At 65.4% G+C, this 21,569-nt stretch carries 20 protein-coding genes; 10 read left to right on the forward strand and 10 right to left on the reverse strand.

The features are described 5' to 3' along the window. Positions 1-6 precede the first annotated feature (6 nt). Positions 7-1,569, reverse strand: a complete 1,563-nt coding sequence (locus tag VFZ97_11900) for an aldehyde dehydrogenase family protein (protein ID HEX6394138.1) — start codon at positions 1,567-1,569, stop codon at positions 7-9. 17 nt (positions 1,570-1,586) lie between these two features. Between VFZ97_11900 and VFZ97_11905 the strand changes: the two genes are divergently transcribed. Further along, entirely contained in the window at positions 1,587-2,303 is a 717-nt protein-coding gene (locus VFZ97_11905) for a hypothetical protein (protein ID HEX6394139.1), read from the forward strand. 89 nt (positions 2,304-2,392) lie between these two features. Here the strand turns inward: VFZ97_11905 and VFZ97_11910 are convergent, their stop codons facing one another. Continuing rightward, on the reverse strand, positions 2,393-3,889 hold the full coding sequence (locus VFZ97_11910; protein HEX6394140.1) for an FAD-dependent oxidoreductase: 1,497 nt from the start codon (positions 3,887-3,889) through the stop codon (positions 2,393-2,395). Continuing rightward, a complete protein-coding gene (locus VFZ97_11915; GenBank protein ID HEX6394141.1) occupies positions 3,889-5,343 on the reverse strand; it encodes an aldehyde dehydrogenase in 1,455 nt (484 codons plus the stop codon). The genes VFZ97_11910 and VFZ97_11915 overlap by 1 nt, the downstream gene beginning before the upstream one ends. Before the next feature lie 173 nt (positions 5,344-5,516). Here VFZ97_11915 and VFZ97_11920 point away from each other — a divergent pair, with 173 nt between their 5' ends. Continuing rightward, positions 5,517-6,305, forward strand: coding sequence for a glucose 1-dehydrogenase (locus tag VFZ97_11920; protein ID HEX6394142.1), 789 nt, complete (start codon positions 5,517-5,519; stop codon positions 6,303-6,305). Continuing rightward, entirely contained in the window at positions 6,302-6,775 is a 474-nt protein-coding gene (locus VFZ97_11925) for a flavin reductase family protein (protein ID HEX6394143.1), read from the forward strand. Before VFZ97_11920 ends, VFZ97_11925 begins: the two co-directional genes overlap by 4 nt. On the opposite strand, the gene VFZ97_11930 is transcribed toward VFZ97_11925, so the two are convergent. Beyond that, positions 6,765-7,265, reverse strand: a complete 501-nt coding sequence (locus VFZ97_11930; GenBank protein ID HEX6394144.1) for a nuclear transport factor 2 family protein — start codon at positions 7,263-7,265, stop codon at positions 6,765-6,767. The two genes, VFZ97_11925 and VFZ97_11930, sit on opposite strands and share 11 nt — an antisense overlap. A gap of 25 nt (positions 7,266-7,290) precedes the next feature. Further along, positions 7,291-8,454, reverse strand: coding sequence for a flavin-dependent monooxygenase (locus VFZ97_11935; GenBank protein ID HEX6394145.1), 1,164 nt, complete (start codon positions 8,452-8,454; stop codon positions 7,291-7,293). A gap of 128 nt (positions 8,455-8,582) precedes the next feature. Here VFZ97_11935 and VFZ97_11940 point away from each other — a divergent pair, with 128 nt between their 5' ends. Next, positions 8,583-9,434 carry an alpha/beta fold hydrolase gene (locus VFZ97_11940; protein HEX6394146.1) on the forward strand — a complete coding sequence of 284 codons (852 nt, stop codon included), beginning with the start codon at positions 8,583-8,585 and terminating at the stop codon, positions 9,432-9,434. Between the two features lie 46 nt (positions 9,435-9,480). Here the strand turns inward: VFZ97_11940 and VFZ97_11945 are convergent, their stop codons facing one another. The 3 genes from VFZ97_11945 to VFZ97_11955 form a co-directional block, all read right to left on the reverse strand. Further along, positions 9,481-11,187, reverse strand: a complete 1,707-nt coding sequence (locus VFZ97_11945) for an FAD-dependent oxidoreductase (GenBank protein ID HEX6394147.1) — start codon at positions 11,185-11,187, stop codon at positions 9,481-9,483. Positions 11,188-11,249: 62 nt separating this feature from the next. Continuing rightward, positions 11,250-12,137: an IclR family transcriptional regulator gene (locus VFZ97_11950; protein HEX6394148.1), complete on the reverse strand. Its 888-nt coding sequence runs from the start codon at positions 12,135-12,137 to the stop codon at positions 11,250-11,252. Positions 12,138-12,281: 144 nt separating this feature from the next. After that, entirely contained in the window at positions 12,282-13,172 is an 891-nt protein-coding gene (locus VFZ97_11955; GenBank protein HEX6394149.1) for a TIGR03619 family F420-dependent LLM class oxidoreductase, read from the reverse strand. Between the two features lie 104 nt (positions 13,173-13,276). On the opposite strand from VFZ97_11955, the gene VFZ97_11960 reads away from it, so the two are divergent. Genes VFZ97_11960 through dmpG form a run of 3 tightly spaced genes read left to right on the forward strand, consistent with a single transcriptional unit; the run spans position 13,277 to position 16,036 of the window. After that, entirely contained in the window at positions 13,277-14,068 is a 792-nt protein-coding gene (locus VFZ97_11960; GenBank protein HEX6394150.1) for a 2-keto-4-pentenoate hydratase, read from the forward strand. After that, the gene (locus VFZ97_11965; protein ID HEX6394151.1) at positions 14,069-15,007 is read left to right on the forward strand and encodes an acetaldehyde dehydrogenase (acetylating); all 939 of its coding nucleotides are present in this window, start codon (positions 14,069-14,071) and stop codon (positions 15,005-15,007) included. A 3-nt stretch (positions 15,008-15,010) separates the two neighbouring features. Next, positions 15,011-16,036 carry a 4-hydroxy-2-oxovalerate aldolase gene (gene dmpG / locus VFZ97_11970; GenBank protein ID HEX6394152.1) on the forward strand — a complete coding sequence of 342 codons (1,026 nt, stop codon included), beginning with the start codon at positions 15,011-15,013 and terminating at the stop codon, positions 16,034-16,036. A 129-nt stretch (positions 16,037-16,165) separates the two neighbouring features. On the opposite strand, the gene VFZ97_11975 is transcribed toward dmpG, so the two are convergent. Together VFZ97_11975 and VFZ97_11980 are read right to left on the reverse strand one after the other, a co-directional pair. After that, complete coding sequence (locus tag VFZ97_11975; GenBank protein HEX6394153.1) at positions 16,166-16,549, reverse strand: ACT domain-containing protein; 384 nt, start codon at positions 16,547-16,549, stop codon at positions 16,166-16,168. 34 nt (positions 16,550-16,583) lie between these two features. Beyond that, positions 16,584-18,179 carry an AMP-binding protein gene (locus VFZ97_11980; GenBank protein HEX6394154.1) on the reverse strand — a complete coding sequence of 532 codons (1,596 nt, stop codon included), beginning with the start codon at positions 18,177-18,179 and terminating at the stop codon, positions 16,584-16,586. Positions 18,180-18,226: 47 nt separating this feature from the next. Between VFZ97_11980 and VFZ97_11985 the strand changes: the two genes are divergently transcribed. The 3 genes from VFZ97_11985 to VFZ97_11995 are packed head-to-tail and all read left to right on the forward strand — an operon-like array spanning position 18,227 to position 21,564. Beyond that, positions 18,227-19,846, forward strand: a complete 1,620-nt coding sequence (locus tag VFZ97_11985; protein HEX6394155.1) for a FadD3 family acyl-CoA ligase — start codon at positions 18,227-18,229, stop codon at positions 19,844-19,846. A gap of 24 nt (positions 19,847-19,870) precedes the next feature. After that, positions 19,871-20,782, forward strand: a complete 912-nt coding sequence (locus tag VFZ97_11990) for an SDR family oxidoreductase (GenBank protein HEX6394156.1) — start codon at positions 19,871-19,873, stop codon at positions 20,780-20,782. Then, a complete protein-coding gene (locus VFZ97_11995; protein ID HEX6394157.1) occupies positions 20,779-21,564 on the forward strand; it encodes an SDR family oxidoreductase in 786 nt (261 codons plus the stop codon). Before VFZ97_11990 ends, VFZ97_11995 begins: the two co-directional genes overlap by 4 nt. The last annotated feature ends 5 nt before the right edge of the window (positions 21,565-21,569 follow it).

The following is a 21,569-nucleotide window of genomic DNA, read 5'->3' on the forward strand; positions in this document are numbered from 1 at the left end:
TTCCAATCAGCGTTCCGGCAAGAGCGAGTAGCTGGGGAAGTTCCCGTACAGCTGCTCGTCGGCGCCTTCCGACCCGTAGGTGACCGCTCTAACGAGCAGATCTCCCCCGACGAAGGCGCCCTTCCAAGAATGCCCGAGGCCGCCGAAGACTTCTTCGCGGTCGCCCCGGCTGCGCGGCTTGTTGACTCCCACTTTGAATGCCTGAACCTGTTCTGCGATCCGCGCGGCGAAATCCATGTCATCTGTGGCGATGCTCGAGACCAGAGACCCGTTGCTGGCGTTCATGGCGGCGAGAAGCTCCGCTTCGGTATCCACGATGACTACCGAATCGAGGGGGCCGAAGGGTTCGGCATGATGCAGCGACCACGATGCGGGAGGTTGCAGCACGCAAGCCGGCGCAACATATGCGGAGCAGTCTTGGGCATCGAGGAACGCTCCGTCGCCCACGGATCCGCGATAGAGAGGTATCCCTCCGCCTCGGAGAGCTTCCTGCCACTGCGTGGCGAGGTCGGCCGCCTTGGTGGAATGGATCACCGGCCCGAAGTCCAGGTCCGGATGCGGGTCCGACGGCGATGCCACCGCGAGGGGATGCCCAAACCTGATCGAGCGCACCACCGGCAGGTAGGTGTCGAGGAATGCCGGGAACAACCTTCGCTGCACGACATATCTCGGATACGCGGTGCACCGCTGCTTGGCGTATTCGAAGCCCTTGCGCAGGTGCTGGGCCAGCAGGTGCCACTGGCTGAAGTCCCATATCCCCCAGGTGTTGAGGCCCTCCTGCTCGAGCATGTGCCGCCTGCCGGTGTCGGCGAGAGATACCGCAGCCAGGCGGCCGTTCGCCCGACCTCCCACGAACGCGAGGGCGCCGATGCCTTCGCTCCGGATGAGCGCCTCGCCGAGATGGCTCCCTACTCCGGAAAGCAGCGTGACAGGAAGATCGGCGCGCTTCATCAGCGCGTGCGCCAGAGTGAGGGTGTGGAAGCCGCCCTGGCTCGGCGTCTTGGCGACCACCGCGTTGCCGGCAAGAAGCTGCACCAGCTCCGCGTGCACCTGGACGCTCATCGGGTAGTTCCAGCTGGCGATGTTCGACACGGGTCCCGGAAGCGGCGACCGCTCGTCGGGCGAGTTGGCCGACAGCTGACGATCGATCTCGCCGACGTACCACCGGACGCCGTCGAGGCACCGGTCCACGTCCGCGCATGCGAGGCGCCACGGCTTTCCGATCTCCCATACCAGCAGGAGCGCGAGAAGGTCCCTGTTCTCGGTCATCGCGTCGACCGCAGCAGTCACTCTGGCCTTGCGTTCGTCCAGATCGACGCCGGCCCATTCGGCATGCTCCTTGCAAGCGTAAGAAACGGCATCGACAGCTTCGTCGTAGTTGACTCTTGGAGGGCCGGGAATCGGGGTTCCGTCAACCGGCGTCACGTGATCCCCCGGGATTCCGACGCGCCTCCACTCGCCGCGCACCAGGTTGCGCAGGCGGTCCGAGTCGAAGGCTTCGGGGGCCACGGACACGCACCGGCCGTAGGTCTCCCACCAGGACGTGCCAGGCTTGAGGGTCAGCGCCATGCGCTGACCCTAGCGGGGTGCTCTACTTTCTCTCCATGGAGAAGGTGGTGGCTGTCATGGTCGGGGACCCGGCGGGAGGCGGGGAGGCTCTCAGGGAGCGCCTTCTCGGGCCGGCTGCCGACGAGCTCCGACGCCGGGGCGCTTCCCGGCTGCAGTTCAACGTGGTGGACCCGTCTCTCGGGCACCCTCACGCAGTAGCTCCCGATCCGAACGTGCCCCACGTAGGGGCCACCCTGTCGTACTGGGTAGCCGCTGCAGGGGAGGTCGGTCTCCACGCCGAGTGCCTTCCTGTCGACGACGGATGGGAGTGGGACGCGTACCTCGTCTCGGAGTCGTTGCAACTCCACGGCCCTCCGCCGCCGGCAGACGGCGCACGCTGCTCGGGCTTCACCCAGATCGTTCCCCTGACCGTTCCGCCGGCGCTCAGCTGGGCGGAGTGGCGCCGGCGTTGGCAAGGCGAGCACACCCGGGTCGCGGTCGAGACCCAGTCCAGCTTTCGCTACGTGCAGAACCTGGTGGTGAGACCGCTCAACGAGGGGGCGCCGGGATTCGCTGCGATAGTGGAGGAGTCGTTCCCGCTGGCCGCCGCGAGCGATCCGGCGGTGTTCTACGACTCCGAGGGCGACGACGCCAAGTTCCAGGCCAATCTCACCCGGATGATGGACAGCTGTGCGCGCTTCATCCACGGGGCCGTCCCGATCGCCTGGACCGCGGAGTACCGCCCACACGACTGACAAGATAAGTGTCCAAATAAGTGTCCAAATAAGTGTCGAAATAAGTGTCCAAATAAGTGTCCAAAATAAGTGTTATGGCCCCATCCGGGCTATGTTCCAGCGGCCCAGCCGGCACGGCGACCGAAGAAGGTTCCGTCACCGAGGGACGTTCCGCTCGCGTAGCCCCATGACGGGATTCCAGAGGTCGCCCTCCCGGCTGCAAACAGCCCGGGGATCGCGTCGCCGCCGGGCCCGACAACCCTGCCTTCGACCGTGGTGACCAGCCCGCCGAGCGTGAAGACAGCGTAGGGGAGACCGGTCAGGCGGATTCCGCCGAACGGGGACTTCAGCGGCCTCAAGAACTCCGCCCGCTTGTGGAAAATCGGGTCGTTACCCTGCTCGGCGTGCCGGTTGTAAAGGTCGACCGTCGCCTGAAGGGAGCCCTTGGGAAGCGCCATCTCCGCTTCGAGCTCGTCCACCGTCTCGCAAACCCAGGTAGGCCGGGCGCCCCAGCGGTCGGCTTCCGGCACGGACTCGAAGATCGACTCGTCGAGAACGAGTGAGCACTTCGCCTGCTGGTGAAATATCGCGGCCTGCCCCATACGCCCGCAGTAGGTGTCCTCGTTGATGAACCGCTGGCCGAACTGGTTGACCAGGATCGACGGGTACACCAGCGGGGGATTGCTCGGCAGCGCGGTTTGTGCTGCATCTAGATGGGCCACCGCGGCGGCCACTCCCTGACCGAGACGCAGCGACGTACCGTCGTCGCCGTCGGTCCCGAGCGGCATCTGGCCCGCGATGCGCGGCGCGTGCAGGTTGACCATATCGGCGTTGGCGGCGAAGCCCCCGCTTGCGAGCACCACTCCCTTTCGGGCGCGCACCGCTCGTTCCTCGCCGAACTCTCTCGCGATGACGCCGACCACTTTACCTGCGTCGTCGACCACGAGTTGCGAGACCCGGGAGTCCGCCATGACCTTCGCTCCCGCAGTTTCCGCGGTGCTCGCAAGGGCCTGCATCAGCATCCAGCCGGCTGACCTTTCGCCCGGCCGCTTGTTCTGCATCTGCGGCACGTGGCCTCGGGGCGCGGGTTTGGCGATTTCGTTGAAGGGCCAAGCGTTCTCGCCGCCTGTGTATACGAGACCATCATCAGTTGGTGGTTCCCAACACGGCGTGCTGTAGAAGGTGGGTTTGAACACGACACCGCACTGGACGAGCCAGTCGAAGTGCTCGACGCTCCGCTCGCAGTAGACATCGACCTTCGCTTCGTTCGGTCCGGGTCCGGTGGCGGCGAAAAGGAAGGTCCTCATCGCCTCGGGTGTGTCGTCGAATCCGCAAGCCTTCTGGATCGCCGTCCCACCGCCGAGGTAGATCTCACCGCCGGCCATCGCGCTGGCACCCCCGCCGGCGCTGGCCCGTTCGAGCACGAGGACAGAGGCGTCCCTTTCTCGCGCCGCGATCGCCGCGGACGCGCCGGCGCATCCGTAGCCGGCGATTACAACATCGGCTTCTGCATCCCACCCCCGAACCTCGCGTGCTGGCCGCGGGGCGATTGGTGCCGCTGCAGACAATCCCTGCCCGGCACCCGGGCTGTCCGAGGCTCCGGGCATCAGCCGGGACTCGTAGCCGGCAGTCCCATGATCGACTTCAGGTTGAAGTAAGCCGACAGGCCCTCCGGACCGAGCTCGCGGCCGAGGCCCGACTGTTTTACCCCGCCGAACGGAGCGCAGGTTTCGAGCCCGATCCCATTCAACGTGATGGTTCCGGTCTGGATCCGCCGGGCGACCTCCAGGCCACGCGCGGTGTCGGAGCTGTAAACCCCGCCTCCGAGACCGAACTCGGAGTCGTTGGCTATTCGGACCGCCTCCTCGGTGTCCCCGTACGGGATCACCGATACCACCGGTCCGAAGATCTCCTCTCGCGCGACGCGCATGTTGTTGTCGACGTTGGCAAGGACCGTGGGCTCCACGAACCATCCCCGGTTCAGATGCGACGGCCTTCCTCCGCCGACCGCGACCTTGGCCCCCTCCTCTTGACCCAGCGCGATGTACGACTCGACGCGATCCCGCTGGCGTGAGCTGACCAGAGGCCCGAACATCGTCGAAGGATCGAACGGATCGCCGACGGGTAGGGTTCGGACCTTCTCCGCGAGAGCTTCCACAACTTCGTCGTAGCGATCTTGGGGCGCGAGGACCCGTGTCTGTGCGATGCATGCCTGGCCGCTGAACATCATCGAAGCCATCGGCAGCAGGGCGTCGGCCACCTGGCCCAGATCCGCGTCGTCGAGCACGATGGCCGCCGATTTGCCGCCGAGCTCGAGGCTTACCGGGCGCAGGAGCTCACCGCACGCTGCCGCGATCGTCTTGCCGGCTGCGGTGCTTCCCGTGAAGGCGACCTTGTCGATCCCGGGATGGGTGACCAGGTACGCGCTGGTTTCCCGATCCGCGGCGACGATGTTCACGACCCCGGGGGGGAGGCCGATCTCGATGAGCGCGTCAGCCAGAAGGTAGGCGTCGAGCGCAGTTTCAGGGCTCGGTTTGAGCACCACGGTGCACCCGGCGGCGAGGGCGGGACCAAGCTTCAACGCCGCGGTGTAGAGGGGAACGTTCCACGGCACGATCGCGGCAACGACACCGATCGGCTCACGGCGGACAACGACCCCTCCGAGCATCCCCTCGCGTCGCTCTTCGACCTGGAGGTTTCTCGCCAGATCGGCGTAGTAGTCGAGGGTCATGGTGGTTGGGAGCAGTTGCAGCATCGAGCAGAGGGAGATCGGCGAGCCGTTCTCGGATGTGATCGTCGAAGTGATCTCGGTGTCGCGCCGTTGCAGGGCCTGCGCGAGGGCGTTCAGGTAAGCAGCCCGGTCAGTAGGTGCGAGCCCCGACCACTCGCCTCCGTCGAACACGGCTCGGGCGGCGGCTACCCCCCGGTCGATATCGGCTGGCACTGCGTCCGGGACGCGCCCGAGTACTTCCTCGGTCGAGGCGCTGATTACGTCGATCGAGGCGGTTGCCGCCGAGTCGACCCACTTTCCGCCGATAAACAACTGCCGGCGCTCGTCCATGGACTTCCCTCCCTTTTTCTGCGCATTCTGCGGGCCCATCTTTTAACGGACCAGGTGGCCCTCGGCCCGGAATCCAACGGTAGATCGGTTGGCCTGAGCGAGGCTGGAGGATGTCCCGACGAGCGGGACGGTCGTTCCACTGCCTTCTGAGGCCAGCCCTACGCTTTCCTGTCATGCTCGCTGAAAGTTTCCGGATCGACGGCCGGGTAGCGATAGTCACCGGGGCCAGTCGAGGTATCGGCGCGGCGACAGCTTTGGAGCTCGCAGCCTCCGGAGCGGACCTGGTCGTTTCGTCCCGCAACGCTGAGGACCTCAGCTCGCTCGCCTCGAAGGTTGAGAGCGAGACCGGCAGACGCGTCGTGCCGATCCCGGCCGATCTCAACGACCTAGCTTCGCTTCCTCAGCTGATTGAGGCCGCGACATCGGCGTTCGGCCGACTGGACATAGTCGTGAATAACGTCGGGGGCACCATGCCGAGACCGTTCCTCGACACCAGCCCGGGCTATCTCGAGCGGGCGTTCCATTTCAACGTAACCGTCGCGTTCGAGCTCACCCGTCTCGCTGCGCCGGTGATGCTGGCTTCCGACGGTGGGTCGGTCGTCAACGTCGCATCCGCGATCGGGCGGCTTGCCGACCGCGGGTTCGTCGCCTACGGGACGGCCAAAGCCGCTCTCATCCACATGACCCGGCTGATCGCGTTGGACCTGGCACCGCGAGTCCGGGTAAACGTCGTCGCCCCAGGAGCGATCGAGACCGAGGCGCTGGGTACGGTTCTGACCGATGAAATGCGCCGAACGATGATCAGTCTTACCCCAGGCAGGCGGTTGGGCCGCGCCGAGGACATCGCGGCGGCGATCCTCTACCTTGCTTCCGATGCCGGGTCATACGTGACCGGCAAGGTGCTCGAGGTCGACGGCGGTCAGAACGTGGCCAACCTTCCGCTCGGCTTGCCCGACCTGTGAAGGTCGAGACAGGTCACTTTCGGACCGTCCTCGGTCACTTTGCAAGCGGCGTCGTCATCGTCACCGGAATGCACGACGACGGGCCCGCGGGTCTCACCTGCCAGTCGTTCTTCAGCCTGTCGCTCGATCCACCTCTCGTGGCTTTCGCGCCCGGGAAGTCCTCCAAGAGCTGGCCCAAGGCGTCGTTCACAGGAAACCTCTGCCTGAACGTTCTCGCGGCCGACCAGGAAGAACTCGCATGGACCTTCGCGGACTCTGATGCCGACAAATTCTCAGGCCTGGGTTGGACCCCCGCCGGTCATGGTGCTCCGCATATCGAAGGAGCCCTCGCATGGATCGACTGCACGGTCGACGAGATCCACGAGGCGGGAGACCATTATCTGGTGGTAGCGCGAGTGACAGAGCTCGAGTCCAGGGACGGAGAGCCCTTGGTCTTCTTCCGGGGCGGCTTCGGCACCTTCAGGGTGTAGCCGGTTCCTTCCCGGCGTCCAGCTTTTCGTCGTCGATCCACCAGTGGTCCGTTAGGGTCACCCCGTCCCTGGTGGTCGTCTCCTCGAATAGGCGCCGGTAACCGGTGTGCTTGATGCGCCACTCCCCGTCACGCTTCACCAACTCGTCCTCGTAGTAGGCCGCGCCCCGCAGAGTGAGGTTGGCGCTGCGGATGATGACAGTGTCGTCGAGCGCCCACCTGGCAGTTGCCGTGTCGGGTCCGGTGAGGGCGATTTCCGGGTGGTGCACCCGGTGAGCGGTGAGAAAATCTCCGGCCGGCATCGAGGTGATGATGAACGAGACGATCGCGTCGCGGCCCTGGAAGCTGAGCTTTCCGGCGCTGTACGCCGCCGAAGCGTCCTCGGTCAGCGTGGAACCGATCAGATCGCCATCGCGAAGGTCGACGCCCCGGATGTACCGGTACTTGATCGCTTTGATCGCCTCGATGTCGACGAGGTCTTCGGGTGTCATGGCGTTGCTCCTGGCTCTGGACGCGCTACAGCATCACATCGGTTGGCGGGAACTCCATCACGGTCATTCCGTAGCTGTGCAGCGACCGGTCCACCGAGTTGACCGTGTGGTGACGACCGGCGTGGGCGTCGCGCCAAAGCCTCTGGATCGCATTCGAGAGACTGATCGTTCCCGCGCCGCTGCGATCGAATATCTCGTCGATGGCGGCGATCGCGCGCGCCGTCCCTTGTACCTGGTCACGCCGCGCCCGGCTTCTCGCGTCGAGGGTGATCGGCTCGCTCCGCAGAACGGTTTCGTACATGTCCCCGATGTTGCGAAGAAGCTGGGTCCGGCAAGCGTCGACTTCGGATGCCGCCCGGCCGAGGGCCGAAACGGTGTAGGGGTCGTCGGTCGCCTTGCCCCAGCTCTTGCTCACCCGAGCCTTGGTGTACTCGAGGTTCTCGACGAGTATCCCTTCTGCCATGCCGATGATCGCCCCGGTGATCGCGTTGGCGAACATGGTCCCGAACGGCATCCTGTACAGAGGCGACTTGTTCACTTCCAGACCGGGGCTTTCCCAGTTGAACATCTTCACCAGGTTGAGGGTCCGGTGCTCGGGAACGAACAGATCCTCGACGATGATGTCGTTGCTCCCGGTGCCGCAGAGACCCATCACGTGCCACACGTCCTCGATCCGGTAGTCGCTTCGAGGGATGAGTACGTTCCACATCTCGGGTGGTGATCCCTCGCCCCGATCGAGCATGACGCCGAGAATGACCCACTGGCAGTGGTCGCAGCCTGACGAGAAGCTCCAACGTCCGTTGAGGACGTATCCGCCCTCGGTCGGGATCATGCGCCCACCCGGCATATATGAGGAGCTAGCCCAGGTGTCGGGGTCCTCGTCCCAAACCTCGTGCTGGACCTTGTCGGGGAACAGGGCGATCTGCCACGGGTGAACCCCCACTACCCCGGTGACCCAGCCAGTCGAACCGCATGCGGCGGCGACGCTCAGCAGCGACTCGTAGAAGAGTCTCGGATCGGCTTCGAAACCGCCGAAGCGCTTCGGCTGGAGCAGGCGCACGACGCCGGTCTCCTTGAGCTCCTTGACCGACTCGTCCGGAAGGCGCCGGGCCTGCTCCGCGGCGACAGCGCGGTCGCGAAGGAGCGGCGTGAGCTCCCGGATCCTGTCGAGTACCTCGAGCTCGCTCACTTTGCTGCTCCTCTCGTGCATGCCCGTGCAAGCTTGTCCGGTGGGTCAGGCCTCCGCCATGCCCCCATTCCGATGGCCGGGACACCGCACAGCGGGCCCGATCATCCCAGTTTTATAGGCTTCGCGACGTGAGCGCGGTCACCACTTTGGACTTCGAGACCACCAGCAGGTACCTCGAGGGCGACTACCGGATCCACTACCACGAGGCGGGCGACGGTCCCGCGCTTGTGCTTTTGCACGGCTCCGGGCCGGGGGTCAGCGGGTGGTCGAATTTCAGGGGCAACTTCCCGGTGTTCGCCGGGCAGTTCCGCACCGTGATCATGGATATGCCGGGTTTCGGCAAGAGCGAGCGACCGGAACTCGACCGCGCCTACCCGCGTGTCGCGGCCGACGGTCTCGCACGTCTTCTCGACGGGATTGGCATCGAGAAGGCAAACCTGCTCGGCAACTCGATGGGCGGATACGTAGCCCTGGAGTTCGCGCTCGCGTACCCCGACCGGGTCGACCGGATGGTCTTGATGGGGCCAGGTGGGCTTGCGGTCAACATCCTCGGACCGGACCCGAGCGAGGGCGCCCGCCGCCTCGGGGATTTCATGATGGCCCCATCGAAGGGGGCGATGGAAGCCTGGGTCGACACCATGGTCGCCAACAAGGCCGTCGTGGACGATCAGCTCATCGAAGAGCGGCTTGCCAACGCGACCGTCCCGGGCGCACTCGAATCGGCGATCGCCATCTTCTCTTCGCTTGGTCAGCATCCGGAGCCGGTACCGATGTGGGCGAGGCTCAGGGGGGTCAAGGCTCCGACGCTGATCACCTGGGGCCGTGACGACCGGATGCTGCCGGTCGAGGGAGCGCTGATGGGTTTCCGCCAGCTCCCCAACGCCGAGCTGCACATCTTCTCGAAGTGCGGTCACTGGGCGCAGGTCGAGCGCAAAGACGAGTTCGAACGTCTGGTGATCGAGTTTCTTACGAGGGACTGATTCCGCCGCAGTACCGGGCTTTATGACGCGCCGGGATCGGAACCCGTTATGCCGGGATCGGAACCGGCACCCGCGCGGTGGAAGCGTCGAACGGGTCGCCTGTCGCATGGCGCGCAGCGACCCACCCGAAGGTGATGCTCGGGCCGATCGTTGCTCCGGGACCTGCGTACTCGTTGCCCATCACGGACGCCGATGTGTTGCCCGTGGCGTAAAGGCCTTCCACGACGGAGCCGTCCTCGCGTAGAACCCGAGCCTGCTCGTCGGTGACGAGACCGCCCTTCGTGCCGAGGTCACCCGGGACGAGCTTTGCGGCATAGAAAGGTGGCTTCACCAACTCGTTGAGACATGGGTTGGGGAGGGTCGGGTCTCCGTAATAGCGGTCGTAGGCACTGTCCCCGCGGTTGAACTTGTCGTCGTGTCCCGCTCTGACCGCAGAGTTGAACTCCTCGACCGCCGCTCGGAGAGCTCCGGCCGGGACACCGATCGAAGTTGCAAGCGATTCGATCGAGTCCGCCTTGTGCATGTTCCCGACCGCGTACCACGACTTGGGGAAAGGCTGTCCCGGCAGGACCGCGGCGAACTGGTAGCGCCGCCTGGCGCGGTGGTCCATCAGGAACCACGCCGGCACGTAACCGCCGTGCTCTGCCTCCAGACGTAGCTGGTCGTGCACGAAGTTGACATACGGAGCCGACTCGTTCGTGAAGCGGTTCCCGGCCTGGTTCACGATTATCGAACCCGGCATGGACCGCTCGGAGACCAGTGGGAACAGGCGGTGCTTGGGCAGCTCGAACGCCGGCATCCACCAAGCGTCATCCATCAGGTCGGTCGCAGCACCGAGCGCTTCGCCGAGACGAATCCCGTCGCCGGTGTTGCTCGGGGCGCCCATGCTCCAGTCGTGGTCGACCTGCCCGAAGAACTTCGCCCGGAGCTCCTGGTTGTGGTCGAAGCCTCCCGTTGCAAGGACCACGCCCTGCGCCGCCTGAATCCTGACCCTATTGCCGTCACGCTCGACCACGACTCCGGCGACGCGCCCGTTCTCCACCACGAGTTCGACAACCGGGGAGGAAAGCCACATCTCCACACCCGCCTCGGCGAGCGCCAGGCGCAGCCTCGCCACCAGAGCCTGCCCGGTGGTCGCCATTCGCCGGCGCCGGACCACGTTCGAAGCCACCCGGCCCATCGCCCTCAGGAGGGCCTTCTTGCCCAGCCAAGTGCGGGTCACCTGGCCGAGATCATGGAAGTCCGTCGCGGTGATCCAGAGTCCGGCAGGACCGCCGAGCCCGGTTGCCAGCAAGTCTTTCTCGAGTGGACCGAGCTGCCTCTTGTCGAACGGCCGCGCCTCGATCGACCGGCCGTTCGGCCGCCCGCCCGGGGCTTCAGGGTGGTAGTCGCTGTAGCCGCGGCACCAGAAGAATCGGAGATGGGGACTCGTCCTCTCGAGGAAGTCGAGGGCCAGCGGAGCGGCCGCGGCGTAGGTGTCGATGCGCGAGGCGGGTACGCGGTCCCCGACGATGCTGCGGAGGTAGGTACGAACGTCAGACGGGTCGTCGCGCAAGCCTCGGCGGAGGAGGGTCGGGTTGTTCGGCGCCCAGATGCCCCCGCCCGACAGAGCGGTGCTTCCGCCGTACTTGGGGGCCTTTTCGATCACCACTGCCTTCGCCCCTGCCGACGACGCGGTGAGCGCGGCCGTCATTCCCCCGGCGCCGCTGCCGACGACAACGACGTCGAAGACCTGATCCCAACCGGATTCCATCTTGGGATGTTAGGTACCCACCTGGAACCGCAGCCGGCGGCGGGTCCCGGTCACCGGAATATCTACAACCACTCGCCGGCGAACTGGTCGAGCCAGTCGCGCCATTGCTCCACGTCCCAGGGGTTCGCCGAGTCGGGATCGGTGCTCACCTTCTGTTCAGCTGTGCGCTTGCCGAACAGCTGGCTCCAGATATCGGCGGCGCAGCGCCTCACCAGAGGAACCGTGCGGCTTACATCGACCTGATGGACGGGACCACTCACGGACACGGCGGCTATCGCACGCCCGGCACCCCGGATCGGGGCTGCCACGCAGCGCATGCCCGCGACGTTCTCCTCGGTCTCGAGGGCCCAGTGGGCAGTGCGGACCGTTGCCAGCTCCTGGCGGAAGAGTTCGGGCACGACGATCGTCCTCCCGGTCCGTCGCTCAAGACCCCGCCCGATTACCTCGTCGACGACCTTGTCGGTCGAGAAGGCCAAAAGGGCCTTGCCGGCCGCGGTGCAGTGCGCGGGCATCCGGCCCCCGACACGGGTTGGCAGGCTCGGCGCGCCGTGACCCCAGATCTTCTCGAGGATCACGACGTCATTGCCTTCGAGGATCCCGAGATGGACCGAGTGGTGCGTGGCCGCCTGAAGATCCTGGAGGTAGGGGAGGGCACGCTCGCGCAGGTGCGTCCGTGTCGACACCAAGCCGCCGACCTCGAAGAACCGGATGCCGAGCCGGTACCCCGTCGTGGTGCGTTCCAGCCATCGCAAGTCGACGAGCTGGTCGGCCATGCGGTGGACCGTCGACTTCGGGAGCCCGGTCCGGTCGGTGAGCTGGCTCAGGCTGAGAGTAGGTGTCGATGCATCGAAAGCATCAATGATCAGCGATATTCGCTCAGCTACCGACTCACGGTGACCCCGGTCGTCGGTCTCCAACCCGCCCTCTCCCCCCATTTGCTGTACTGCCACGCTCCAAAGCCTACCGCCGGTCCACTCATCGGGACAGGGCGGTTAACCGGGATGGGCTAAGAGGTGAACGGCCAGGGGCGCGGCCAGGGTCCCCGCCTCCTGGAGGAGTCTGGGGTTGCAGCCCCGGGCGGGCCTATGTTCGAGTCAGGCCTCTACTAGGTCGGCGACGGCCGAGATCACCTTGTCGGAGTAGCGGTTGAAGGCGTCGATCTTCTCCTGCAGTGTCTCGGTGTCGGCCTCCCGGCCATAGGGGTTGAAGGAGCTGAAACCCCCGACCGCGTGAGTCACGCCGATATCGGCGAGGCGTCGCACGCCGTCGGCGGTGAAGGCGTCCATGCAGATCGCGTGCACTGCGAACGGCAAGTGGTCCCGTCCGTAGCGCTTGCGGTACTCGTTGATCTTGACGATCGAAGCGGCGATCTCGTCGGTGGACATACCAGCGGGGAGCCAGCCGTCGCCGAGGCGCCCGGCCCGCTCGAGGCTCTTTTCCGAGTGGCCGCCGATCAGGATCGGGATGGTGGCGCCAGGGTTCAACCTGATCGGGCGGAAGTCGTAGAACTCGCCGTGGTGTTCGACGTAACTGCCGCTCGAAAGCTTGTTGATGACGTCTATGCATTCCTCGAATCGCCGCCCCCTTCCCTCCCAGGGAACCCCGCAGACTTCGTAGTCGTCGGGCCACGGGCTGATCCCGACTCCCAGATCAAAGCGACCACCCGTAATCGCCGCGACCGAGGTCACCTCCTTGGCGAAGATCACCGGGTTGCGAATCGGCAGCTTCAGCACCGCGGTGTGGAACCGGATCGTCGAGGTCACCGCGGCCATCGCGGCGGCACAGATGAGCGGCTCGATAAATGGCTTGTTTTCGAGGAACTCCCGGGTGCCGTCCGAGTTGTACGGGTAGCTGGAATCGGAATCCTTCGGGTAGCAGATGCTGTCCGCCAGCCCGATGCTGTGAAATCCGGCGTCCTCGGCCGCTTTGGCGAGCGGGGCGTAGAACGACGGATCGATCATCGAGTACATCGTCGAAAACCGCATGGCCCGAAGGCTACGCCCGGCGCCCCCTACCGTGCTCCAGGTCCTGTCTCGTTGACCGGAACAACCTCTTGGTACATGGAACCGCGTTGGGTCATCCTGGATGGATGAGCGGCCTGAGCCCCGAGCAGCGCCAGCGCGCCGCAGACGCGCTCTGGGCCGCCGAGCGCGACCGCGAGCCCATCGGCCCCTTGACCATCGACTACCCGGACATCGATGTCGTCGACGCGTACGAAATTCAGCTCATCAACATCCGCCGCCGGCTGGCTGACGGACGCCTGATTCGGGGTCACAAGGTGGGCCTGTCATCGAAGGCCATGCAGGAGATGATGGGTGTCGACGAGCCCGACTACGGGCACCTCCTCGACGACATGTTCGTGTTCGAGGACGAGGAGGTCGACACCGCCGGCCTTTGCTATCCGAGGGTAGAGGTCGAGGTGGGATTCATCCTGGGCGCGCCGCTCCCGGCACCAGGATGCAACGCGGCCGACGTGTTGAGAGCCACCGAGTACGTGGTACCCGCGATCGAGATCATCGACTCCAGGATCCGTGACTGGAAGATCGCGCTGTGCGACACGATTGCTGACAACGCCTCCTCGTGTCGCGTGGTCCTCGGCGCGCGTGCGACGAGAATCGACGCGGTGGACCTGCGAACGGTGGGTGCCACTCTCAGGCGCAACGGAACGGTCATCGCCACGGGAAGCACCGGTGCGGTGCTCGGAAATCCGGTGACTTCGGTCGCGTGGCTGGCCAATAAAGTCCACAGGTTTGGGGTACGCCTTGAAGCGGGTCACGTAGTTCTTCCCGGGTCGTGCACCAGGGCCTTCGACGTGGCCCCAGGCGACAACTTGCGGGCGGACTTCGACACGCTTGGCGGCGTGTCTATCAATTTCCGATGAGTGGCAATTTCCGATGACTGGCTGGAGGACGACCAGATGGCCAAGGTGACAGCGGCAATCGTCGGATCGGGGAACATCGGCACCGACCTGCTGTACAAGCTTCTCCGCTCAGAGTGGATCGAACCGCGGTACATGGTGGGAGTCGACCCCGATTCGAGGGGGCTTGCCGACGCTCGCCGTTTGGGCCTCGAAGCCTCGCACGAGGGCGTCGATTGGCTACTTCAGCGACCGGAGTTGCCCGAGCTGGTGTTCGAAGCGACGTCCGCGTACGTGCACCGCGCAAACTCCGCCAAGTACCTCGACGCTGGTATCCGGGCCATCGATCTGACTCCGGCGGCAATCGGACCGTTCGTGGTGCCACCGGTGAACCTGGTCGAGCACATCAACGAGCGGAACGTCAACATGGTCACGTGCGGCGGACAGGCGACCATCCCGATGGTTCACGCGGTGTCGAGGGTCGTCGACGTCGATTACGCAGAAATCGTAGCGACAGTCTCGTCTGTGTCAGCCGGGCCGGGAACACGCCAGAACATCGACGAGTTCACCCGGACGACATCTCGAGGCGTCGAGGTACTGGGTGGTGCCGCGACCGGCAAGGCGATCATCGTGCTCAACCCGGCGGATCCGCCGATCATCATGCGGGACACGATTTTCTGCTCGCTCCCCGGCGATGCCGACCGCGACAAGGTGGACCGCTCGATCCGTCAGATGGTCGAGTCGGTCCAGGGCTATGTGCCCGGCTACCGCTTGCGTACGGACCCGCAATTCGACGACGTACCAGACGGGAAGGGCGGGATGACCGGGCGGGTGGCGGTCTTCGTAGAGGTGGAAGGCGCCGGCGACTTCCTTCCCCCCTACGCCGGCAACCTTGACATCATGACCGCCGCGGCGGCGAAGGTCGGCGACGAGATCGCCCGGCACATCACATCAACGGACTGAAAGATGCCCTACTCGGACCAGCTCGACGTACGCGTTACCGACACCTCCCTGCGTGACGGGTCGCATGCGAAACGCCATCAGTTCACCGAAGGAGACGTGACCTCCATCGTCGCCGCTCTCGACTCGGCCGGTGTTCCTGTCATCGAGGTGACCCACGGCGACGGCCTCGGAGGCAGCTCGTTCAACTACGGCTTCTCCTTGGTCAACGAACGAAAGCTGATGAAGGCGGCGGTCGCAACCGCGCAGCGCGCCAAGATCGCGGCGCTGATGCTTCCCGGAGTGGGGACAAAGGACGACATCTCCGCGGTGGCCGAACTCGGCGTGTCGGTCATTCGGATCGCAACCCACTGCACCGAGGCCGATGTTTCCGAGCAGCACTTCGGACTAGCGCGTGAGATCGGGCTCGAGACCGTCGGCTTCCTGATGATGGCGCACAGCCAGCCGCCGGAGGTTCTGGCCAAGCAGGCAAGAATCATGGTCGACGCGGGCTGCCAGTGCGTGTACGTGGTCGACTCCGCCGGCGCGATGGTCATGGAGGATGCTTCCGACCGGGTTGCTGCCCTAGTTGCCGAGATCGGTACGGAAGCGCAGGTCGGTTTTCACGGGCACGAGAACCTGTCGCTCTCGGTCGCCAACACCGTTCTGGCCATACGCGCGGGAGCGGTGCAGGTGGACGGGTCGACAAGGAGGTTCGGAGCGGGCGCCGGCAACACGAGTGTCGAAGCACTCGCCGCGGTCCTGGAACGACTCGGCATCCGCACCGGATTGGACGTCCTCGCCATGATCGACGCGGCCGAGGACGTCGTCCGCCCGGTAATGGACGATGAGTGTGTTCTCGACCGCCTCGCAATCATCATGGGCTACGCCGGGGTCTACTCGAGCTTCCTGAAGCACGCCTACCGGGCCGCCGAGCGATACGGGGTGTCCGGTGCCGAGATCCTCCTCGAGTGCGGCCGTCAGCGTCTCGTCGGTGGCCAGGAGGACCAGATCATCCAGATCGCGGCGGAGCTTGCGCAGAAGGCCTCGTAGGCGAAACTCGTTTGAAGCCTGTTTGGGTGCCCAAAAGTCCTTTTGGGAGTGGGAATTGACTCGACGCGGTCAGGACTCACACCCAAACGCGAGACCACCGTCCACTTAGGCCACCAACACGTACCGTTTCTACGTCTCGTTGATGCCCAAGGCCCGGCGGAGGCCATCAAGGTCTGGTGATCCGAAGACGATGCGGTTGTTGGTCGCCACGTAGAGCAAGTCGATGTTGATGCCTGCCTCTGCCACCTTTCGGGCGAGGTCGGCAAGGACCCCCGGACGGTCCTCGGCCTCGAACACCACGACTTCCCGCTCCCTCGTGACCGTCACCGCAGCAGTGGAGAGGGCGTGTTTGGCCGCCTCGGCGTGCTTCACCAGGATGTGCATTACCGCGGTTTCGTCCGGGCGGGTGCACGTGGCCGCTGAGATGTTCACACCAGCGTCGCTTATCGCCGCGGCCACCCGGGCGAGCGCCCCGGGTTTGTTCTCCACCTCGATGAGCAGATCGGTAGCCATGCGCACAGCCAACCACACGCGCCGCCGGCTTGTGTCAGTTGACCAGCCGTTCTGCACCGTCCCAGTACTGGGATCGGAGCGCCTTCTTGTCCGGCTTTCCGAGCGCACTGAGGGGAATCTGATCCACGAAATCCACTGTCTTCGGGGCGGATACCGAGCCCTTCCGGTCCTTGACCAGGGCAATCAGCTCAGCCTCGGCCACTTCGCTGCCCGGGCGACGTACGACGACCGCCTTGACGGCTTCCCCCCACTTCTCGTCAGGAACGCCGATGACAGCGGCAGCGGAAACTGCGGGGTGCGACGACAGCACGTCTTCCACCTCTCGGGGAAACACATTGAACCCTCCCGTCACGATCATGTCCTTCTTCCGGTCCACGATCGTGAGGAACCCTTCGTCATCCGCGCGCGCAACATCTCCGGTGTGAAGCCAACCGAACTTGAACGCCTCGGCCGTTTGGTCCGGCTTGTTGAGGTACTCCTTCATGACCAGAGGCCCGCGGACACAGATCTCTCCCGGATCGCCGGGGGCGACTTCATGGCCTTCGTCGTCGAGTAGCGCGATATCGAGCCAAGGCACCGGCCGGCCGCAGGTGGCGAGTCGCTCGCGGTTGCCCGCCACGTGCTCGTCGCGGCGGAGCACGGTGATGGTCATCGGGCATTCCGCCTGGCCGTAGTACTGGAAGAAGATCGGCCCCAGCCTTTCCATGCCCTCCTCCAGCCTGCTCGGCGACATCGCAGCTGCTCCGTAATAGAGCATCTGGAGGCTCGACAGGTCTGCGGCCCCGAGGCGGGGATGGTCGAGCAGCACGTAGATCATCGTGGGCACCAGCATCGTCGCGGTGATGCGCTCCTTCTCGATGGTGTCGATGACGCGTTCCGGGTCGAAATGCGGGAGCACGATGAGAGAACCACCGCGAAGCAACGTGGGAACAAAGAACGCCGCGCCGGCGTGACTGAGCGGGGTACAGCAGAGGAACCGCATCTCGTCCGGCCACTCCCATTCGGCCATCTGGATACTGGTCATCGTCGACATCGAGCGGTAGGTGCCGACGACGCCCTTCGGGCGCCCGGTGGTCCCACCGGTGTAGGCGATCGAGTAGGGCGTGTCAGGCGAGGCGCTGACGGGCCTGAGCCTTCGGCTTCCGTGTCTGGCCGCGGCAGTCGGGACGTCCTCCGCCGCGTCGGTAGGAGCCAGGGCCAGGACGCGCTTCAGCCCGGGAACCCGTTCCTTGAGCGCCATCGCCCGCTGCTCGTAGGCCGAAGGGTCGTAGAACAAGGTTTCGATACCGGCGTCCTCGAGGATGTAGGCGTGGTCGTCGAGTGAGCCCATCGGATGGAGAGAAGTGCCCCGAGTCCCAGCCACCATCCCGGCGCCGAGCGCAAACAGGACCTCGGGTCGGTTCGCCGCGAGCATGGCCGTCGGGCTGCCTTGGGTGATGCCCCACGCTTCGTATGCCTGCACCCAACGGCTTATCTCATCGGCCATCTCGGCCGAGGTCAGGACGCGATCGCCGAGGTAGACGGCGGGCTTGGAAGGATTGCGGGAGAGTCCCCGGATCAACAGGTCCCCTCCGTACGCGGGGCGGTGCATGTCGTCGACCACGGTCGGAGGAATGCTTTGAGCAGCCATGGCTTTGGGTCCCCCTGGGAGTCCTCGTCTACGCTAGAAGCCCATTCTTGTATTGGCGCCAGGTTCGGAACAACTTGCAGACGGTCGACAACCAAGCCCACGGCCTAGATAACGCCGCCACCATTCCTGCGCTGCTCGCGGCGGTGAGTCGCGCCTTCCCCGAGGCAGAGGCAGTGGTGGAGGGCGACAGGCGCGTGACGTTCGCTCAACTCGCCGATCGGGCCGCAAAGGTCGCCGGCGCGCTCATCGCCGCGGGCGTCGCCAGGGGCGATCGTGTCGCGGTGTGGGCCCCGAACTCCGCTGCGTGGATAGAAGCCATGCTCGGGATCCACATCGCCGGCGCGGTCCTCGTTCCTCTGAACACCCGTTATCAGGGCAGGGAGGCGGCGCACATACTGAACCGCAGCAGGGCGGAGGTGCTGTTGACGGTTGGCGGTTTCTTGGGACGCGACTACCGGGCGATGCTTGCCGGCGAGGAGCTGAACGATTTGCGCCTGACGGTGGCTCTCGACGAAGGCTGGGACGAGTTTCTGGCCTCTGGCGACACCGCGGATCTCAGGGAAGAAGCGAAGGCGAGGTCGGACGAGCTCGGCCCGGACGACTGCTCGGACCTCATGTTCACTTCCGGCACGACCGGCCTCCCGAAGGGAGTTCCGCTGAAGCACGGGGCGAGCGTCCGCTCCTACCGCTATTACGCGAGCAACCTCGGGATCGGGTTCGGCGACCGTTACCTGCTGTCGAATCCGCTGTTTCACACGTTCGGATCCAAGGCCGGCGTCGTTGCGGCGCTCACCGCCGGCGCGACTCTCTACCCGGTGCCGGTCTTCGATGCCTCGGGCGCGGCCGATCTCATCGCCGGCGAGCACATCACTGTCTTCCCTGGCCCTCCCACCGTCTACCACGCCCTGCTGGCCCTGCCGAAGGAGCGGCGGGAACAGCTTAAGTCGCTCAGGCTCGCGGTGACAGGTGCGGCGGCGGTCCCAGTCGAGTTGCTTCGACGGATGAGCGAAGAGCTCGGCTTCGATGTGGTCCTCACTGCATACGGTCTCACCGAGACCACAGGGTTGGCGACCATGTGCCGGGTCGGTGACGCGCCCGAAGTGGTGTCCAACACTTCGGGTAGGCCGATCCCCGGTGTGGAGGTCAAGACGGTGCGACCCGACGGCTCCTCGACGGATAAGGGAGAGCCCGGCGAGATCCTCGTGCGGGGGTACCCGGTCCTGGACGGTTACTTCGAAGATGAGGACGCCACCGCGCAGGCGATCGAACCCGGCGGGTGGCTTCACACCGGCGATGTCGGAGTCCTCGACGAAGCGGACGGGCTTCGCATAACCGACCGGATCAAGGACATGTTCATCGTCGGCGGTTTCAACGCGTATCCGGCCGAGATCGAGGCAGCCTTGATGGAGTTCCCGGGAGTGGCGCAGGTGGCCGTCGTCGGAATTCCAGACGAACGGCTCGGACAAGTGGGAGCCGCCTTCATCGTTGAACGACCCGGCCACCACGTTGATCCCGATGACTTCCTTGCATTCGCCAAGGGCCGGGTCGCCAACTACAAGGTGCCACGGGTCGTCGAGATCGTCGCCGATCTCCCCCTCAACGCGAGCGGGAAGGTGATGAAGCATGTCCTGCGCGACAGCGCGCTCGAGAAGGAGGGATCTACCTGATGTACCGCCCGACGCCGCGCGCCCATGCTTTGTAGCAATCGCGTAGTCATCGTCACCGGCGCCGGCCGGGGCATCGGACGCGCCCACGCGCTCGAGTTCGCGAGACAGGGTGCACATGTTGTGGTCAACGACCTTGGCGCGGCTCTGGACGGCGGTGGCGTTTCGTCCCGCCCCGCAGAGGAGGTGGTCGAGGAGATCCGCGGTGCTGGCGGAGTTGCCGTAGCGAACTTCGACGACGTCGCCGACTGGGAAAGCTCCCGCCGGATCATCGGACAGGCGATAGACACTTTCGGGCGACTGGATGTGGTCGTGAACAACGCGGGCTTCGTCCGCGACCGCATGTTCGCCAACACATCCGAAGAGGAATGGGACGCGGTGGTCCGGGTGCACCTCAAGGGGCACTTCTGCATATCCCGGTGGGCTGCCGCCCACTGGAGGGACGAGGCGAAGGCGGGTCGCGACAACGACGCGCGCATAATCAACACTTCATCCGGCGCCGGCCTTCTCGGCAGCGTGGGCCAGGCGGCCTACTCGGCCGCCAAGGGAGGAATTCTTGCGCTCACCCTCGTTCAGGCGGCAGAGCTGGGCCGATACGGGGTGACGGCAAACGCTATTGCCCCCGCCGCACGGACGCGGATGACCGAGGAGGTGTTCGCCACAACTATGAAGCAGCCCGAAGGGAACGCCTTCGACGCCATGGCCGCCGAAAACGTGTCCCCCTTCGTGGTCTGGCTCGGTTCCTCGGAATCGGCCGGGGTGACGGGCAGGGTGTTCGAGGTTGAGGCCGGCAAGATCGGGGTGGCCGACGGATGGCAGCACGGTCCGACGGTCGACAAGGGCGCCAAATGGGATCCGGCCGAGATCGGCGCCGTCGTCAAGGACCTTCTCTCCGCGGCTCCGCCGCCGGCGCCCGTGTACGGAGCGTCGCCCCAGTGAGCCTTGGCGAGCCTCCGTCGTACGTCGACGGGCACCACCTCCTCCGGGAAAAGAGAGTCCTAGTGACCGCAGCTGCGGGGACCGGGATCGGTTTCGCTACCGCCAAGCGCTGCGTTGAAGAGGGTGCGACCGTTCTGTTGAGCGACGCCCACGAACGACGACTCGGCGAGGCGGCGGAACGGCTCGCCGAGATCAGTGGCGAGAAGCCTTTCGCGGTGGCGTGCGACGTAACCGACGAAGCTCAGGTGCAAAACCTGTTCGCAGCCGCGGTCGACCGGCACGGCGGGATCGACGTCTTGATCAACAACGCCGGGCTCGGGGGAACCGCAGAACTCGTCGACATGACCGACGAGCAGTGGGGGATCGTCATCGACGTCACGCTCAACGGAACGTTCCGCTGCATGAGGGCGGCCCTCCGGCACATGCGCGACCGGCGTAGCGGAGTGATCGTCAACAACGCGTCCGTTCTCGGTTGGCGCGCACAGCCCGGGCAGGGCCACTACGCGGCGGCGAAGGCGGGTGTGATGGCGTTGACCCGGTGCGCGGCGATGGAGGCGGCTGCGTTCGGCGTGAGAGTGAACGCGGTAGCCCCGAGCCTTGCGATGCACCCATTTCTCGCCAAGGTGACGACGGACGAGCTGCTCGAGCACCTGACGGCCAGGGAGGCGTTCGGGCGCGCGGCCGAGCCTTGGGAGGTGGCGAACGTGATCGTCTTCCTCGCCAGCGACTACTCCAGTTACATGAGCGGAGAAGTGGTGTCGGTCAGCAGCCAGCACCCGTGACGAAC

This window comes from Acidimicrobiales bacterium (assembly GCA_036378675.1).
In the GTDB taxonomy this organism is placed as follows: domain Bacteria; phylum Actinomycetota; class Acidimicrobiia; order Acidimicrobiales; family Palsa-688; genus DASUWA01.

Excerpts from the sequence above, each read along its gene's own strand:
- VFZ97_11900 (HEX6394138.1), bottom strand. The coding sequence starts at position 1,569 with ATGGCGCTGACCCTCAAGCCTGGCACGTCCTGGTGGGAGACCTACGGC.
- VFZ97_11910 (HEX6394140.1), bottom strand. The coding sequence starts at position 3,889 with ATGCCCGGAGCCTCGGACAGCCCGGGTGCCGGGCAGGGATTGTCTGCA.
- VFZ97_11915 (HEX6394141.1), bottom strand. The coding sequence starts at position 5,343 with ATGGACGAGCGCCGGCAGTTGTTTATCGGCGGAAAGTGGGTCGACTCG.
- VFZ97_11920 (HEX6394142.1), top strand. The coding sequence starts at position 5,517 with ATGCTCGCTGAAAGTTTCCGGATCGACGGCCGGGTAGCGATAGTCACC.
- VFZ97_11930 (HEX6394144.1), bottom strand. The coding sequence starts at position 7,265 with ATGACACCCGAAGACCTCGTCGACATCGAGGCGATCAAAGCGATCAAG.
- VFZ97_11945 (HEX6394147.1), bottom strand. The coding sequence starts at position 11,187 with ATGGAATCCGGTTGGGATCAGGTCTTCGACGTCGTTGTCGTCGGCAGC.
- VFZ97_11955 (HEX6394149.1), bottom strand. The coding sequence starts at position 13,172 with ATGCGGTTTTCGACGATGTACTCGATGATCGATCCGTCGTTCTACGCC.
- VFZ97_11960 (HEX6394150.1), top strand. The coding sequence starts at position 13,277 with ATGAGCGGCCTGAGCCCCGAGCAGCGCCAGCGCGCCGCAGACGCGCTC.
- dmpG (HEX6394152.1), top strand. The coding sequence starts at position 15,011 with ATGCCCTACTCGGACCAGCTCGACGTACGCGTTACCGACACCTCCCTG.
- VFZ97_11975 (HEX6394153.1), bottom strand. The coding sequence starts at position 16,549 with ATGGCTACCGATCTGCTCATCGAGGTGGAGAACAAACCCGGGGCGCTC.
- VFZ97_11980 (HEX6394154.1), bottom strand. The coding sequence starts at position 18,179 with ATGGCTGCTCAAAGCATTCCTCCGACCGTGGTCGACGACATGCACCGC.
- VFZ97_11990 (HEX6394156.1), top strand. The coding sequence starts at position 19,871 with ATGCTTTGTAGCAATCGCGTAGTCATCGTCACCGGCGCCGGCCGGGGC.